This window comes from Caldimonas mangrovi (assembly GCF_023721835.1).
Classification (GTDB): Bacteria; Pseudomonadota; Gammaproteobacteria; order Burkholderiales; family Burkholderiaceae_C; genus Caldimonas; species Caldimonas mangrovi.
Genome location: NZ_JAMKFE010000010.1, coordinates 124,196 through 138,282 on the forward strand (window position 1 = coordinate 124,196; position 14,087 = coordinate 138,282).

Annotated in this window: 13 protein-coding genes and 1 pseudogene; 10 read left to right on the forward strand and 4 right to left on the reverse strand. The window is 68.3% G+C overall.

Annotated elements, in window-relative coordinates; all coding sequences use genetic code 11:
- Positions 1–178: 178 nt before the first annotated feature.
- The 7 genes and pseudogenes from M8A51_RS16730 (at position 179) to M8A51_RS16760 (ending at position 5,845) form a co-directional block, all read left to right on the forward strand.
- Positions 179–364 (forward strand): hypothetical protein, encoded by a 186-nt coding sequence (locus tag M8A51_RS16730; protein ID WP_251779654.1) that lies wholly within the window; start codon positions 179–181, stop codon positions 362–364.
- Positions 361–636 (forward strand): annotated as a pseudogene (locus M8A51_RS16735) (Dabb family protein); the annotation flags it as partial. The gene M8A51_RS16730 and the pseudogene M8A51_RS16735, both read left to right, overlap by 4 nt.
- 134 nt (positions 637–770) lie before the next feature.
- Entirely contained in the window at positions 771–1,556 is a 786-nt protein-coding gene (locus M8A51_RS16740) for an SDR family oxidoreductase (RefSeq protein ID WP_251779656.1), read from the forward strand.
- A 79-nt stretch (positions 1,557–1,635) separates the two neighbouring features.
- A complete protein-coding gene (locus M8A51_RS16745; RefSeq protein ID WP_251779657.1) occupies positions 1,636–2,091 on the forward strand; it encodes a PaaI family thioesterase in 456 nt (151 codons plus the stop codon).
- Positions 2,092–2,112: 21 nt separating this feature from the next.
- The gene (locus M8A51_RS16750; RefSeq protein WP_251779746.1) at positions 2,113–3,126 is read left to right on the forward strand and encodes an NADP-dependent oxidoreductase; all 1,014 of its coding nucleotides are present in this window, start codon (positions 2,113–2,115) and stop codon (positions 3,124–3,126) included.
- Positions 3,127–3,198: 72 nt separating this feature from the next.
- A complete protein-coding gene (locus M8A51_RS16755; protein WP_407062249.1) occupies positions 3,199–4,851 on the forward strand; it encodes an isovaleryl-CoA dehydrogenase in 1,653 nt (550 codons plus the stop codon).
- Positions 4,852–4,933: 82 nt separating this feature from the next.
- A complete protein-coding gene (locus M8A51_RS16760; RefSeq protein ID WP_251779659.1) occupies positions 4,934–5,845 on the forward strand; it encodes an SDR family oxidoreductase in 912 nt (303 codons plus the stop codon).
- Here the strand turns inward: M8A51_RS16760 and M8A51_RS16765 are convergent.
- Complete coding sequence (locus M8A51_RS16765; protein WP_251779660.1) at positions 5,818–7,620, reverse strand: diguanylate cyclase domain-containing protein; 1,803 nt, start codon at positions 7,618–7,620, stop codon at positions 5,818–5,820. The two genes, M8A51_RS16760 and M8A51_RS16765, sit on opposite strands and share 28 nt — an antisense overlap.
- 360 nt (positions 7,621–7,980) lie before the next feature.
- Between M8A51_RS16765 and M8A51_RS16770 the strand changes: the two genes are divergently transcribed.
- Genes M8A51_RS16770 through M8A51_RS16780 form a run of 3 tightly spaced genes read left to right on the forward strand, consistent with a single transcriptional unit; the run spans position 7,981 to position 10,560 of the window.
- Positions 7,981–8,613, forward strand: a complete 633-nt coding sequence (locus M8A51_RS16770) for an esterase/lipase family protein (RefSeq protein WP_251779661.1) — start codon at positions 7,981–7,983, stop codon at positions 8,611–8,613.
- 55 nt (positions 8,614–8,668) lie between these two features.
- Positions 8,669–9,532 (forward strand): peptidylprolyl isomerase, encoded by an 864-nt coding sequence (locus M8A51_RS16775; protein ID WP_251779662.1) that lies wholly within the window; start codon positions 8,669–8,671, stop codon positions 9,530–9,532.
- A complete protein-coding gene (locus tag M8A51_RS16780; RefSeq protein ID WP_251779663.1) occupies positions 9,529–10,560 on the forward strand; it encodes a lipase secretion chaperone in 1,032 nt (343 codons plus the stop codon). The genes M8A51_RS16775 and M8A51_RS16780 overlap by 4 nt, the downstream gene beginning before the upstream one ends.
- Before the next feature lie 17 nt (positions 10,561–10,577).
- On the opposite strand, the gene M8A51_RS16785 is transcribed toward M8A51_RS16780, so the two are convergent.
- Genes M8A51_RS16785 through M8A51_RS16795 form a run of 3 tightly spaced genes read right to left on the reverse strand, consistent with a single transcriptional unit; the run spans position 10,578 to position 13,921 of the window.
- On the reverse strand, positions 10,578–11,330 hold the full coding sequence (locus tag M8A51_RS16785) for a Crp/Fnr family transcriptional regulator (protein ID WP_251779664.1): 753 nt from the start codon (positions 11,328–11,330) through the stop codon (positions 10,578–10,580).
- A 10-nt stretch (positions 11,331–11,340) separates the two neighbouring features.
- Positions 11,341–12,765, reverse strand: a complete 1,425-nt coding sequence (locus M8A51_RS16790; protein WP_251779665.1) for an aldehyde dehydrogenase family protein — start codon at positions 12,763–12,765, stop codon at positions 11,341–11,343.
- Positions 12,766–12,802: 37 nt separating this feature from the next.
- A complete protein-coding gene (locus tag M8A51_RS16795) occupies positions 12,803–13,921 on the reverse strand; it encodes a zinc-binding dehydrogenase (RefSeq protein WP_251779666.1) in 1,119 nt (372 codons plus the stop codon).
- Positions 13,922–14,087: the final 166 nt, after the last annotated feature.

A 14,087-nucleotide genomic window follows, 5' to 3' on the forward strand; every position in this document is an offset into this window, starting at 1 on the left:
GAGGCCCGCCCCTTCGCCAAGCATGAACAGCCCGCAGGGACTGTACATGTCCGGGCTCAGCCTTTCGAGGGGCGACGCTGGCGGACCGGCACAGTCGGAGCCGCGGCGTCACTCGATCAGGTACGCTCGTGTGCCTGGGGCCGCAACGCAAGAGAGGACGGACGTGAAGACGAGTACGGTGGAAACCCTGACCTGGGTGATGATCTACGGCGGGTTGATCCTGCTGTCGTTGGGGATCTTCGTGGCGCGCACGGCGCAGATCCTGGGCAACGGATTTATGCTAGCCGGCGCGGCGATCGCGTGCGTCGGCGGGGTGCTGATCTACGTACGTTCGCGGATGAAGTCACCGGAGAGGAAGTCATGATCAAGCACATCGTCATGTGGCAGCTGAACGACCCAGCCGACGCCCCCAAATTCAAGGAACTGCTCGACAGCTGCAAGAGCCTGGTGCCCGGCATGCTGGAGTTCGAGGTCGGCATCCGCACCCCGAGACTCGAAGCGACGATGGACGTCGTGCTGGTGTCGACCTTCACCGACAAGGCGGCCCTGGACGCCTACCAGGAGCACCCGCATCACAAGGCGGTCGGCGCCCAGCTCGGGCGCCTGCGCAGCGCGCGCTCCGTGGTGGACTATGTGACCCTGCAGCAACCGGGCGCCGATGTCGACCTGGGCGACGACCTGTCGTTCGCGCGCACGGCGCCGGCACCGCTCTGATCCATCCCCAACCGGCGGTGCAGCAGGTGCCGCCTCCATCCTTCCACTGATTCCCCATGAGCCTGAATTCCCTGTTCGACCTGACTGGCCGTACGGCCCTGATCACCGGCGGCTCGCGCGGCCTGGGCTTGCAGATCGCCGAGGCGCTCGGTGCGGCCGGCGCCAAGCTGATGCTGAGCTCGCGCAAGGCGCAGGACCTCGAAGAAGCCGTTGCGCACCTGCAGGACAGCGGCATCGACGCGCGCTGGATCGCTGCCGACGCCAGCCGCGAAGAGGACGTGCAGCGCATTGCCGACGAAACGCTGCAGCGCATGGGGCACGTCGACATCCTCGTCAACAACGCCGGCGCCACCTGGGGTGCCCCGGCCGAAGACCACCCGGTCGAAGCCTGGGACAAGGTGATGAACCTCAACGTGCGCGGCATCTTTCTGCTCAGCCAGGTCATCGGCAAGAAGAGCATGATTCCGCGCGGGCACGGCCGCATCATCAACATCGCATCGATCGCCGGCCTGGGCGGCAACCCGGCGTTCATGAACACCATCGCCTACAACACCAGCAAGGGTGCGGTGGTCAACTTCACGCGGGCGCTGGCCTGCGAGTGGGGACGCTACGGCATCACCGTGAACGCGCTGGCGCCAGGCATGTTCCCGAGCAAGATGACCCGGGGCACGCTCGAGAAGGTCGGCGCCGACAACATCGCGCAGCATGCGCCGCTGCAGCGCATCGGTGACGACGAAGACCTGAAGGGTGCCGCCTTGCTGTTCGCGTCGCAGGCGGGCAAGCACATCACCGGACAGATCCTTGCGGTCGACGGCGGCGTCAGTGCGCTGGTGGGGGGCTGAGCATGGCGGCCCCGGACTTGCTGCGTTCGCGTCCTCCCAGGGGAGCACGGTGCCCATCGGGCAGCCGGGCGGGCGTTGCATGAGATTCCCCGTTCACATTCCGTTCGTCGAAGCACTGGGCTTCGAACTCTCGCGCATCGGCGATGGCGAGGCCGAGCTGCAACTGAAGCTGCAGGAACTGCACCTCAATTCCTTCCACGTCGCGCACGGCGGCGTCAGCATGACGCTGCTCGACGTCGCGATGGCGCATGCCGCACGCAGCATCAACCGCGAGCGGGCCGATTTCGGCCCCGGTGTCGTGACCATCGAGATGAAGACCAGTTTCATGCGCCCGGGTGAAGGCGACCTGCGCGCGATCGGCCGCTTGCTGCATCGCACCGCGACGCTCGCCTTCTGCGAAGGCGAAATTCTCAGCGCCGACGGCGAGCGCATCGCGCACGCCACCGGCACCTTCAAGTACCTGCGCGCGCTGCCCACCGAGAAGCGCGACGTCAAACCCTTGCAGCGCCGCCTTGACGGCGCAGGCTCAGACTGAAAGGACTTCCTGCTCATGACCATGACCAATCGCCAGATCCTGCTCGTTTCGCGCCCGCAGGCAGAAGCGGGTGTCGACAACTTCAAGCTTGTCGAGACGCCGGTGCCGGCGCTGGCCGACGGACAGGTGCTGGTGCGCCACCACTACCTGTCGCTCGACCCGTACATGCGCATGCGCATGAGCGAAGCGAAAAGCTATGCGCAACCGCAGCCGTTGAACGAAGTGATGATCGGCGGCACGGTCGGCGAGGTGGTCGACTCGAAGAACCCCGGCTTCAAGCCCGGCGACACCGTGCGCGGCATGGGCGGCTGGCAGGAGTACGCGCTGGTCGACGCGAACCAGCGTGGCGTGTTGCAGAAGGTCGACGCGGCGCACATTCCGTTGTCGGCCTACCTGGGTGCCGTCGGCATGCCGGGCGTCACCGCCTGGTACGGTCTGGTGAAGATCATCCAGCCGAAGGCCGGGCAGACCATCGTCGTCAGCGCCGCCAGCGGGGCGGTCGGCAGCGCGGTCGGGCAACTGGCCAAGGTGCGCGGTTGCCGTGCGGTCGGCATCGCCGGCGGGCAGGAAAAATGTCGCTACGTCACAGAGGAACTCGGCTTCGACGCCTGCATCGACTACAAGGAGCATCGCGACGAGAAATCGCTTGCGGGAGCGCTGAAAGAGGCGGCCCCGGACGGCATCGACGGGTGCTTCGAGAATGTCGGCGGCGTGGTGCTCGACGCGGTGATGTCGCAGATGAACGCCTTCGGCCGCATTGCCCTGTGCGGCATGATCTCCGGCTACGACGGCCAGCCGATTCCGATGGCGCGGCCGCAGCTCATCCTGACGCAGCGGATGACGCTCGAAGGTTTCATCGTCAGCGAGCACATGGAAGTGTGGCCCGAGGCGCTGAAGGAGCTGGGCACGCTGGTGGCGACCGGCACGCTGAAGTACCGCGAGACGGTGGCGCAAGGGCTGGAGCAAGCGCCCGAAGCGTTCCTCGGCCTGCTCAAGGGCAGGAACTTCGGCAAGCAACTGGTCAAGCTGATCTGACGCGATCGCCTGCGGGGGCGTCTCGTGGCAGGGATATCGGAGGTGCTGAAGATGAAACCATCGTTCGCCCCCTTGGATCAGACCCACGAGGTGATCAACCAGAGCGCACCGCTGTCGGGCTACAACCTGTTCACGACGAACCGGCCGTTGCGCGATGCGCTCGCGTTCCACTCGCCGGGCCATGACGACGCACCTTTGCGCGCGCTCGGTGAAACGGCCGGCGCCGCCGAGATGCAGCAGCACGCCCGGCTCGCCAACGTGCATGCACCGCTGTTGCACAGCCACGATCGTTTCGGCCGGCGTGTCGATCAGGTCGAGTTCCATCCGAGCTACCACGCGCTGATGTCGGCGGCGGTGCGCCACGGGCTGCATGGGTCGGCGTGGGCGGGAGGGCCCGGCGCGCACATGGAGCGCGCGGCGGGCTTCATGCTTTTCACCGAGCTCGAGGCTTCGGTGCTGTGCCCGGTCTCGATGACCTATGCGGTCACGCCCGCGCTGCGCGGCAATGCACCGGTGTTCTCCGAATGGTTCCCCAGGCTCACGAGCACCGGGTACGACCCGCGCCTGGTTCCGGCGGCACAAAAGGCCGGCGTGACGATGGGCATGGGCATGACCGAGAAGCAGGGTGGCTCGGACGTGCGCGCCAACACCACCCAGGCTACCTTCGAGGAGACCACGCCGTGGGGGCGTCGCTACCGTCTGGTGGGGCACAAGTGGTTCTTCTCGGCGCCGATGTGCGACGCCTTCCTCGTGCTGGCGCAGGCGCCGGCCGGCTTGAGCTGCTTCTTCCTGCCACGTGTGCTGCCGGACGGCGCCATGAATGCGCTGCGCATTCAGCGGCTGAAAGACAAGCTGGGCAACAAGGCCAACGCCAGTTCCGAGGTCGAGTTCGCCGGCGCGCAGGCCTGGCTGGTCGGCGAGGAAGGGCGTGGTGTGCCGCAGATCCTCGAAATGGGCACCCTGACACGGCTCGACTGCGCGCTCGGCACCACCGGGCTGATGCGCCAGGCGCTCGTGCTGGCACTCAACCATGCCAGCCAGCGCAAGGCCTTCGGCTACCGCCTGCTGGAGCATCCGCTGATGCGCAACGTGCTGGCCGACCTGGCACTCGAAAGCGAGGCCGCCGTGGCATTGAGCCTGCGGCTCGCACGTGCCTTCGACCGCCAGGACGACGCCCACGAAGCGCTGATGCGACGCGTGCTGACGCCGGTGGCGAAGTACTGGATCTGCAAGCGCGGCAGCATGTTCTCGCAGGAGGCGATGGAATGCCTGGGCGGCAACGGCTATGTGGAAGAGGGCGGCGAGGGCGTGATGGCCCGCATCTACCGCGAGATGCCGCTCAATTCCATCTGGGAAGGCGCCGGCAACATCATGGCGCTCGACCTGCTGCGCGCATTGAAGAAGCGCGACGATCGCGGGCAGGACGTCGCGGCGGCACTGGCCGCCGAGCTCGACCCGGCCCGCGGCTCGCAGCCGGGCTACGACCGGCTCGTCGCGTCGCTGCTCACGCGCATCGACGATGGCGTCGAAGAGACAGAGGCCCGCCGGCTGGCGCAGGACGTCGCGCTCGCAGTACAGGCCGCGATGCTGCGCCGGCATGCCCCCGATTTCGTCTTCGAGGCCTTCTGCGCTTCTCGCCTGGGCGGAGATTGGGGCCATGCGTTCGGCACGCTGCCGCTCGCCAGCAACTTCGACGGCATCATCGCGCGGGCCATGCCCTATTGATCCGGTTGTCGCCTGCTGGACAGACCGGGCGGCAGCGGTGGCGCAACATGCGTTCCAGCGAACCGACATTCAGGAGACCTCGATGAAATCCTTTCAGGGCAAGACCGCGGTGCTGACGGGCGCCGGCTCCGGCTTCGGCCTCGAAGTGGCCCGACTCGCCGCGCGCGCCGGCATGAACGTGGTCATGGCCGACGTGCAGCAGGATGCGCTCGATCGCGCGGCCGAAGAAATCCGCGGCCTCGGCGCACAGGTGCTGCCGGTCCGGCTCGACGTGTCCAAGGCCGGCGACGTCGAGGCCATGGGGGCCGCGACGGTCGAGCGATTCGGCGTGCCGCACCTGGTGTTCAACAACGCGGGCGTGGGCTTCGGCGGGCTGATCTGGGAACACACGCTGAAGGACTGGGAGTGGGTGGTCGGCGTCAACCTGATGGGGGTGGCGCATGGCGTGCGCGTGTTCACCCCGCTGATGATCGAGGCTGCGCGCAACGACCCCGGCTACGAAGGCCACATCGTCAATACGGCGTCGATGGCGGGCCTGTTGAACGCCCCGAACATGGGCGTCTACAACGTGACGAAACACGCGGTGGTGTCGATGAGCGAGACCCTCTATCAGGATCTTCACCTCGTGACCGACCAGGTGGACTGCTCGGTGCTGTGCCCGTACTTCGTGCCCACCGGGATCCACGAATCGCACCGCAACCGACCCAAGGACGCACGCAGCGACAGCAAGGCGACGCCGAGCCAGCTGATCGCTCAGGCCAACAGCGCCAAGGCCGTCACGTCGGGCAAGGTCACGGCGGCCGAAGTCGCCCAGAAGGTGATGGACGCGGTGCGCGACCGGCAGTTCTACATCTACAGCCACCCGCAGGCGCTGGCCATCGTGCAAAAGCGTCTCGAAGACGTCGTGCAGGGCCGCAACCCGAGCGACCCGTTCGAGGCCAAGCCCGAGATCGGCGAGAAGCTGCGTCAGGCGTTGCGCGCCGCCATGGGCTGAGCGCCGCCATAAGCTCGGCTGCGGCCGCGTCCGGCCTGCTTGCCGGCGTACATGGCCGTATCGGCACGCTTGAGCAGCGTCGTCGCGTCGGTGCCGTGGCGAGGCGCCAGGGCGTAGCCGAGCGTCATGCCGACGCTGCAAGGGCCGTGCGGCAGGGTGAACGGCTCGGCCACCGCGACCTGCAGCCGCTCGGCGAGCGCGGTCGCCTCGGTTTCGTCGGCAAGCCACGACGAGGCGACGACGAATTCGTCGCCGCCCAGTCGTGCCACCAGCGCGTCCTGCCCGGCCAGCGCGCACAGGCGCTGGCCGATCTGGCGCAGCAGCTCGTCGCCGGCGTCGTGCCCATGGCTGTCGTTGACCGCCTTGAAACCGTCGAGATCGATCAGGTAGACCGCTGCCAGGCGGCCCGCTCCCGCCCGCGCCAGCCGTGGTTCCAGCGCCTCGTGCAGGCCGCGCCGGTTGAGCAGCCCGGTCAATGCGTCGGTGCGAGCGATCAGTGTCAGTCGTTCCTGTTCGATGCGGGCCCGATCGGCTGCATGGCGGACTTCCTCGGCGCGCACGCTCATCACCATGATCCAGCACAGCAGCAGCAGCAGCGAGCCGGCCTGGAACGCATGCAGGTTCCAGCGGGTCGCCGGCACGAGGCCGGCGTTGAGCGCCGCCATCGTCGCCACACCCAGTGAATAGAGGCAGAAGCCGAGGAAAATCCAGCGGGCGGCGCGATCCCCGCCATGGGCGCGGTACGCAGCCACCGGCAGGCCGATGAGCATCGGCACCAGCCCGATCGAAGCCAATAGCACCGTGGCGGCGCTGTAGCTCGCGACGCCGCCGGCGAACAGCACGGCGCCGAGCAGGGACACCGCCGCCCCTGCATGCATGACGCCGCTTGCGACCCGGCTCACCTTCGCCATCGCCAGCGTGTGCTCGGTGAACATGAAGCCGCCGGCGAGGATGCCGTACATCCACAGCACCGCCGCATTGCGCGTCAGCCAGACGTGATGGGGCCACAAGTACTGCGCTGCCAGCCCGTGGTAGGTGAAGAAGAACAGCGTGCCGCTTGCTGCCGCCACTGCGAACCACAGGAACATCGGGTCGCGCGACGCCGCTGCGCGGACCACGGCGTAGACGAAAAGGCACAGACCGAAGCCGGCCGCGAGGCCTTGCCACAGCCGCGTGTCGCTCTCGTGGCGCATCAGCTCGGGCAGGGTCATCAACGACATCGGGAGTATGGCGGCCCCGGCGGTATCGACGCGCAGCAGCAGTTCGTAGGCGACGCCGGGTTGCAGCTCGAGCGCGACCGCGTGCAGCCGCGTCGGCAGCGGGCGCTGTGCATAAGGACGATGGTTGCCCATCACCCGGTGCACGACCGGCTGGCCGTCGCGCAGCAGGTAGAGGTCGGCGCGGTCGAGCAGCGGATAGTCGATCGCGAACCACCATGTGCGTGCCGCGGGAGCCGCCAGGTGCAGCGGCAGTTTCAGCCAGTGGATCGCCGGGCGCGGGCCGAGATTTCCGGGCGGCGTTGCAGCGGCGGCAAATGCGTCCGGGTGCGCCAGCACGTCATCGAGTGTCCAGCGCCGGGCAGCGTCCGTCGCCAGCGTCACCGCCGGCCACGCGTCGACCCGCTGCACCGCATCGCTCAGGGCCAGCGCATCGGCCGGGCGTGCCGGAGCTGCCAGCACGCACAGGGCGAGCGCGAGCAGCCAGAGTGCGAGCCATCGGCTCCAGCGGGCAACGGACTGAGAAGGTGCAGGCAACTGCAGGTGCGCGTGGGACACGATCGGCAGGGGCAGGGATATCCGTTCCTTCGGCAGGATGCCGGCGACCTTGAGGACGACAGCGGCCGGCCCTGTGACATTTTGCTTGTGCGCTTGGCGCAAACGGCAAACGAAACGGCGCAGCCTGGCAATGACGAGGCTCAACCTGCCTCGCAAACTGCGCCTCGCAGTGCCGTTCCCCCTGGCCCAACAGGCGAGCCGGGCCGGCGGTGCAAGCACCGTTTCTTCGACGGGGCCGCGACAGCACGGTCGGCGATGCCACCCGGGCCGGCCGGCTGGGTGACGGCAATGCACGCAAGGGCGCAAGACCCTGGGTCGGGATACACCGGATCTCTGTCACTTTCCAATGGAGACATCAACTTGAAGAAACTGGTATCGAGACTTTCGAGCCTGGCGGCGCTGGGCGCGTTGGCCTGCGGCACGGCCACGGCGCAGACCGAACCCATCGTGTTCGTGCACGGCTATTCGGGCAGCGGCTCGAACTGGGACACGATGATTTCGCGCTTTCGGGCGAGCGGCTACCCGTCCAATCTGCTCTACACCTTCGAGTACAACTCGTTGATCGCCAGCGACAGCACCAGCGGCAGCCAGATGCGCAGCTTCGTCAACACGGTGCGTTCGAGGCATGGCAATGCGCGTGTCAGCGTGGTGGCGCATTCCAACGGCGGGCTGGTCTCGCGGTGGTACCGCGTTCAACTCGGCGGTGATGCGGCAATGCGCCGCTTCGTCACGTTGGGCACGCCGCACAGCGGCACGACGTCGGCCTACGCGTGCTTCAGCCCGGCGTGCTTCGACATGCGGCCGTACTCCAGCTTCCTGATCACGCTGGCCGGTCGCGGCTGCGACCGCTCGCTGTGGTCGGCCACCGATGGCGTGATCCTGCCGGCGTCCAGCGCGCAGTGCGGCAGCAGCACCCGCACCCGTGACGTGAGCCACCTGGCGCTGCTGACCGACAGCAGCGTCTACGGCCAGGTGCGCGACCAACTGCGTTGATCGAAACGGCGGGGGCCGTGGCGCCGCGGCCTCCGTCCCGGGCAGGAGATCGGGAATGAACATGCTTCCATACCGCAACGCCTTCGGGTGGGCACTCGCGGCGCTGGCACTGCCGTCCTGCGGGCTGCCGGATCGCCCGCTGGCCGAGCAGCGGGTCGTGGCTTCGGTCAACGGCGTCGCGATCGACGCCCGTGTGCTCGACGCGCTGGTGCGGGCGCGTCAGGGACTCTCGAATCCATTCGATGAAACTGCACTGCAGGCTGAGCCGGCGTCGGTGGACACCCAGGCGGCATTGCAGGACCTGGTGCTGGCCGAAGTGCTGGCTCAGGCCGCCATCGAGCGCGGCCTGGACCGCAAACCCGATGTCGCGGCAGAACTGGCGCTGCAGCGCAAGACGCTGCTCGGCCAGCAGTTGGTGCGCGAATTGCTCGGCGACATCGACGTCAGCGCCGGCGAGCTGGAGCGGCGCTATCGCGACCTGCCTGTCGAGCAGGAATACGACGTGCGCCACGTGCTGGTGGCCGACGAAGCAACGGCCCAGTCTCTGATCGCGCAGCTCGATCAGGGCGCCCGCATCGAGACGCTCGCGCGCAGGCACACGATCGACCCGCAAAGCCGTGACGGCCGGCTCGGCTGGCTGATGCCGAATCAGCTGGAACGCCCCTTTGCCGAAGCACTGGAAAAGTTGGCGCCGGGGCAGCACACCGCCCGGCCGGTGCACACCAGCTATGGCTGGCATGTGGCGCGCCTCCAGGCACGGCGCGCGCTGCAGAAGCCGCCGTTCGAGGAGGTGCGGGCCGCGCTGCGCGAGCAAGTGCTGCAGGAGCGCCTGCAAACCCGTCTGCAGGCGCTGCGCGCCGACGCCGACGTGCAACTGGGCTCACAGTCGGGGCCTGCGACGCTGGGGAGCGGCCGATGACGTCACCGATCGACATCAGCCGTGCCGCCTCGCACGAGCCGGTCGGCTGGGTCCGGCTCGCCCTGGCCGTGGGTATAGGCACCGTGGTGGTGGTCACCGCGGTCGCGTGGTCGGTGCACCGCGAGGTGCTCGCGCCGGTGGGCACGGAGCATGCGCGGCGTGCGCCAGCGCATGTGCCATCCGCGGCAGCGCGGTTGCCAGACGCCCACCAGGTCGCCCGCGACGGCATCGCGCGGCTCGATGCCAGCCGGCTGTTCGAGCTGGGCTACGCCGGTGGGCTGATCGTCGACCAGGACACTCGTGCGGCGTTGGAGCTCGTGCTCGCGGAACACGCCGGCACCGCCGGGATGGAGCAGCTCGACGCCGCGCTGCGCAGCAACATGCCGAAAGAGGAGGCCGAGCGGGTGCTCCGGCTGGTCGACAGCTACCGTGCCTACCGGGCGGCGTTGCAGCGTGAGCTTCAGGGCGCGCCCCCGCCCCAGGATCTGCAGCAGATGCTGGCGCTCGTGGATCGTGCAAGCGCCCTGCGTGCGCAGCATTTCGACGCGCAAACGGGCGACGCGCTGTTCGGCATGCAGGAGGCCCACGCTCGGCATGCCCTGGCGCGTGCCGGGATCGAGAGCGACACGACGCTCGACGCAGCGACGCGTGCACGGCGTTTGCGCGAGCTCGACGCATCGCTGCCCCCGGCGCTGCAGCATGAACTCGGCCTCGAGCAGGCGCAGGCCACCCGTGTCGCCGAGGAAGTCGAGGCGATGCGACAGCGCGGCGCCGACGCGTCGCAGATCAGAGCCTACCGCCAGCGTGAACTGGGGGCTGAGCAGGCCGAGGCCTTGTCGCACATGGAGGCGCAGCAGGCGCAATGGCACCAACGCTACGAGGCCTATGCACAACAACGCCGGCAAATCGAGGCAGGCGCCGCCGGGCCGGTGCAGCGGCAGGCGCAACTCGACGCACTGCTGCGCCAACACTATGCACGGGAGGAGATCGACGCGGCACGAGCCTACGAGCGGGCGCGATCGCGGTGATGAATCGTGTCGGGTGGTCAGGCGAGCGCGTACTCGCGTTCGTCTTGCGGTACCGGGGCGCTGCGCGACGAACGCTCCGGTTTCAGCGGCAGCCCGCCGAAGCGGCGCAACGCCTGAACATCGAGCACGCGCAGGCAATGCCGGTTCATGCGCAGCAGCCCGCGCTCGGCGAGGCTGTGCAGCGCGCAGTTGGTGCGCTGACGCGACACGCCGGACAGCAGCCCGATCTCGCCATGCGTGAGCCGGATCACCGGTGCGGCACCAGGGTGCAGCTCCGTGTCGGTCAGCGATGCGAGGCAGCGCGCCACGCGCGCCTCGCAATCGTGCAACCGGTCGCCTTCGAGTGCTTCCATGGCCGCTTCGACGCGGGCGGCCACCATCGCGAGCACGTAGTGGTTGAACGCCGGACGCGAGCGCAGCAGTTCGTGGAACACCTCGTCGGGGATCGTCAGCAGCCGCGTGTCCCGCAGCGCGACGGCGTCGTAGCGTCGTGCGGTGCCGCGCAGCAGCGCGCACTCGTCGAACCACTCGCCTTTGGCGACGTGTCCCAGTGCCGACATGCGGCCCTCGTCAGAGCCCACCGACAACTGGACCAGGCCCTCGGCCACGCCGACCCACTGAGTGACGGCGTCGCCGCGAAACCCGATATGACTTCCGGCCTTGACGTGGCGTTCGCGCAGCACCCTGCGCAGCAAGGCCTGGTCCGCTTCGCAGAGCAGGCCGGCCCAGGGCGCGACACGGTGAAGATCGGTGTGGGCGTGGCCACTCATGCTCGACTCCTCAGCGCCGGTACTGCAGCGATTTGTATTCCAGGAACTCTTCAAGCCCGTAGCGGCCCAGTTCGCGCCCGTAGCCCGACTGCTTGTAGCCACCGAACGGCGCCTTCAGGTTGAAGCTGCCGCCATTGATCTCGACCTGCCCGGTGCGCATCTGGCGCGCGACCTGCGAGGCGTGCTCATCGGTACCCGCCCACACGGCGCCCGACAGGCCGTACAAGCTGTGGTTGGCGATACGCACCGCATCGGCCTCGTCGCGATAGGTCAGGATGGACAGCACCGGGCCGAACACCTCTTCCTGTGCCACGCGCGCGTCGGGCCGCACACGACCGAGCACCGTGGGCTGCACGTAGTAGCCGCGCTCCAGCCCCACGGGCGGTTCGATCCCGCCGCACAGCAATTCGGCCCCTTCGGCAACCGCGATGCGGATGTACTCTCGTACCCGGTCGCGCTGGACGGCCGAGGCCAGCGGGCCCAGCGTGGCGGCCTCGTCGAACGGATCGCCGACCCGGTGCGCCAGCGCCGCCTGTACCGCGAGCTTGGCCGCGTCCTCATACTGGCTTTCGTGGACGAGCATGCGGGTGTGAGCGGTGCAGGTCTGGCCGGAGTTCAGGAAGCAGCTGTTGACCGTGCCTTTGACAGCCGCGGCGAGGTCGGCATCTTCGAGGATCACCGAGGCCGACTTGCCGCCCAGTTCGAGCGAGACACGCTTGATCGCATGGGCCGCGACTTCGCCGATGCGCTTGCCCGCACGCGTGGAGCCCGTGAACGACACCATGTCGACGTCGAGGTGCGCGACCAAGGCCTCGCCGACGGCCGCGCCGTAGCCGGTCACCAGGTTGAACACACCGGGCGGGATGCCCGCGTCGTGCATCACCTCCGCCAGCAGGAAGGCATTCAGCGGCGCCACTTCCGACGGCTTGAGCACCACGGTGCAGCCGGCCGCCAGCGCCGCCGCGACCTTCGCGGCGGTCTGGTGCAGCGGATAGTTCCAGGGTGTGATCGCGGCGACCACGCCGACCGGCTCGCGCAGCACGTGCGAATGGCCGACGGTTTCCTCGAACGCGAAACTCGCCGCCATCTCGGCGTACATCTTGAAGGTCGCGATCGGCGTGCCGGCCTGGATCTTCAGCGCCTGCTGCAACGGCATGCCCATCTCGAGCGCGATGGTGTTGGCGATTTCGCCGGCGCGCGCCTTCAGCCCTTCGTGCACGGCGCGCAGCAGCTCGCCCCGGCGCGCCGGCGGCGTTTGCGACCAGGCGGGAAAGGCGCGGCGGGCGGCAGCCACGGCGAGGTCGACGTGGGCTTGCGAGCCGGCCGGCACGGTGCCGATCTCTTCCTCGGTCGAGGGCGAGAGCACCGTGATCCGTTCCAGCATGTAGCAGGGCGCCCAATGGCCCCCGATGTAAAGCTGCTCGCGGCGAATCATCTGGTGTGAAGGTGTGCAGTGGATGGAAGGAGGGCGTTCAGAACACCACCATGCCGCGCGCATTGCGGCCTTCGGCGAGGTCGGTGAAAGCTTGCGGGGCGTCGTCGATGCGGTACTCGCGCGTGATCAGTTCGTCGAGCCGCAGCCGGCTTTGCCGGTAGAGCGCGACGAGTCGGGGAATGTCGACGGGAGGTCGGGAGGAGCCGAAGTAGCAGCCCTTGAGCGTCTTCTCGTCAAAGGTCAGCGTGGCGGTGCGGATGGTGGTCGTGTCACTGGACGGCGCGACCCCCACCACCACTGCGGTGCCTCCCTTGCGCAATGCGCCGTAGGCTTGCGACACCACGGCACCGTGGCCGACGCATTCGAAGCTGTAGTCGGCGCCGCCGTCGGTCAGCGAGCGCACCTTCTTGACGACGTTGTCCTCCTGCGTGGCGTTGACGACATGCGTCGCACCGAGCCGCTTCGCGAGCGCGAGTTTTTCGTCGGAGGTGTCGACCGCGACGATGGTCGTCGCACCGGCGATGTTGCAGCCCTGCACGACGTTGAGCCCCACGCCGCCGCACCCGAACACCGCCGTGGCGCTGCCGGCCACGACGTGGGCGGCGTTGTGGACTGCGCCGTAGCCGGTCATCACGCCACAGCCGAGCAGGGCCGCGCGGTCGAGCGGCATGTCGCGGTCGACCTTGATGACGCTGTCGGCATGCAGTGTCGCGTACTCGGCCATCGTGCCGCAGCCGGCGAACACGCCGAGCGGGCGGCCCTGCAGGTCAGAGGTGCGTACGCTGCCGTCCGGCAGGCTGACGGTGGTTTTCGCCGACTGGTCGCACAGCTGAGGCCGGCCCTCGGTGCAATAGCGGCATTTGCCGCACATGCTGACGAACGAGCTGACGACATGGTCGCCGACGGCAAAGCGGCTCGTCCCCTGGCCCACGGCGATGACGACCCCCGCGCCCTCGTGCCCGAGCACCATGGGCGGCGGAAACGGAATCGTGCCGGTGGTGGCCGACAGGTCGCTGTGGCAGACGCCACACGCCGCGAGCCTGATGGTCACCTCGCCGGCACGCGGCGGGTGGACAAGAATTTCCTCGACGATGACCGGCTCGCCGATGGCGCGGCAGACGACGGCCTTGGCGCGCAGCGGTTCACGCAACTCCATGTTGTCTTGTCTCCAGGCGATGCTTGCAGAGAGACCGGGCAAACCCCAGGTCCCGGACAGTCGCACTTTCCGCCACTGCGTGCTATGTTGTCGCGCCGTCTTCGTGGCAGTTTTTGCAAGTTTCCCTCTTGAGAAGCGTGGCGTCACTCGCCAACTCCGCCGTCGT

Bases quoted from the DNA above. Each gene is read 5' to 3' on its own strand.
- M8A51_RS16740 (WP_251779656.1), top strand. From the start codon at position 771: ATGAGCCTGAATTCCCTGTTCGACCTGACTGGCCGTACGGCCCTGATC.
- M8A51_RS16745 (WP_251779657.1), top strand. From the start codon at position 1,636: ATGAGATTCCCCGTTCACATTCCGTTCGTCGAAGCACTGGGCTTCGAA.
- M8A51_RS16750 (WP_251779746.1), top strand. From the start codon at position 2,113: ATGACCAATCGCCAGATCCTGCTCGTTTCGCGCCCGCAGGCAGAAGCG.
- M8A51_RS16760 (WP_251779659.1), top strand. From the start codon at position 4,934: ATGAAATCCTTTCAGGGCAAGACCGCGGTGCTGACGGGCGCCGGCTCC.
- M8A51_RS16775 (WP_251779662.1), top strand. From the start codon at position 8,669: ATGAACATGCTTCCATACCGCAACGCCTTCGGGTGGGCACTCGCGGCG.
- M8A51_RS16780 (WP_251779663.1), top strand. From the start codon at position 9,529: ATGACGTCACCGATCGACATCAGCCGTGCCGCCTCGCACGAGCCGGTC.
- M8A51_RS16785 (WP_251779664.1), bottom strand. From the start codon at position 11,330: ATGAGTGGCCACGCCCACACCGATCTTCACCGTGTCGCGCCCTGGGCC.
- M8A51_RS16790 (WP_251779665.1), bottom strand. From the start codon at position 12,765: ATGATTCGCCGCGAGCAGCTTTACATCGGGGGCCATTGGGCGCCCTGC.
- M8A51_RS16795 (WP_251779666.1), bottom strand. From the start codon at position 13,921: ATGGAGTTGCGTGAACCGCTGCGCGCCAAGGCCGTCGTCTGCCGCGCC.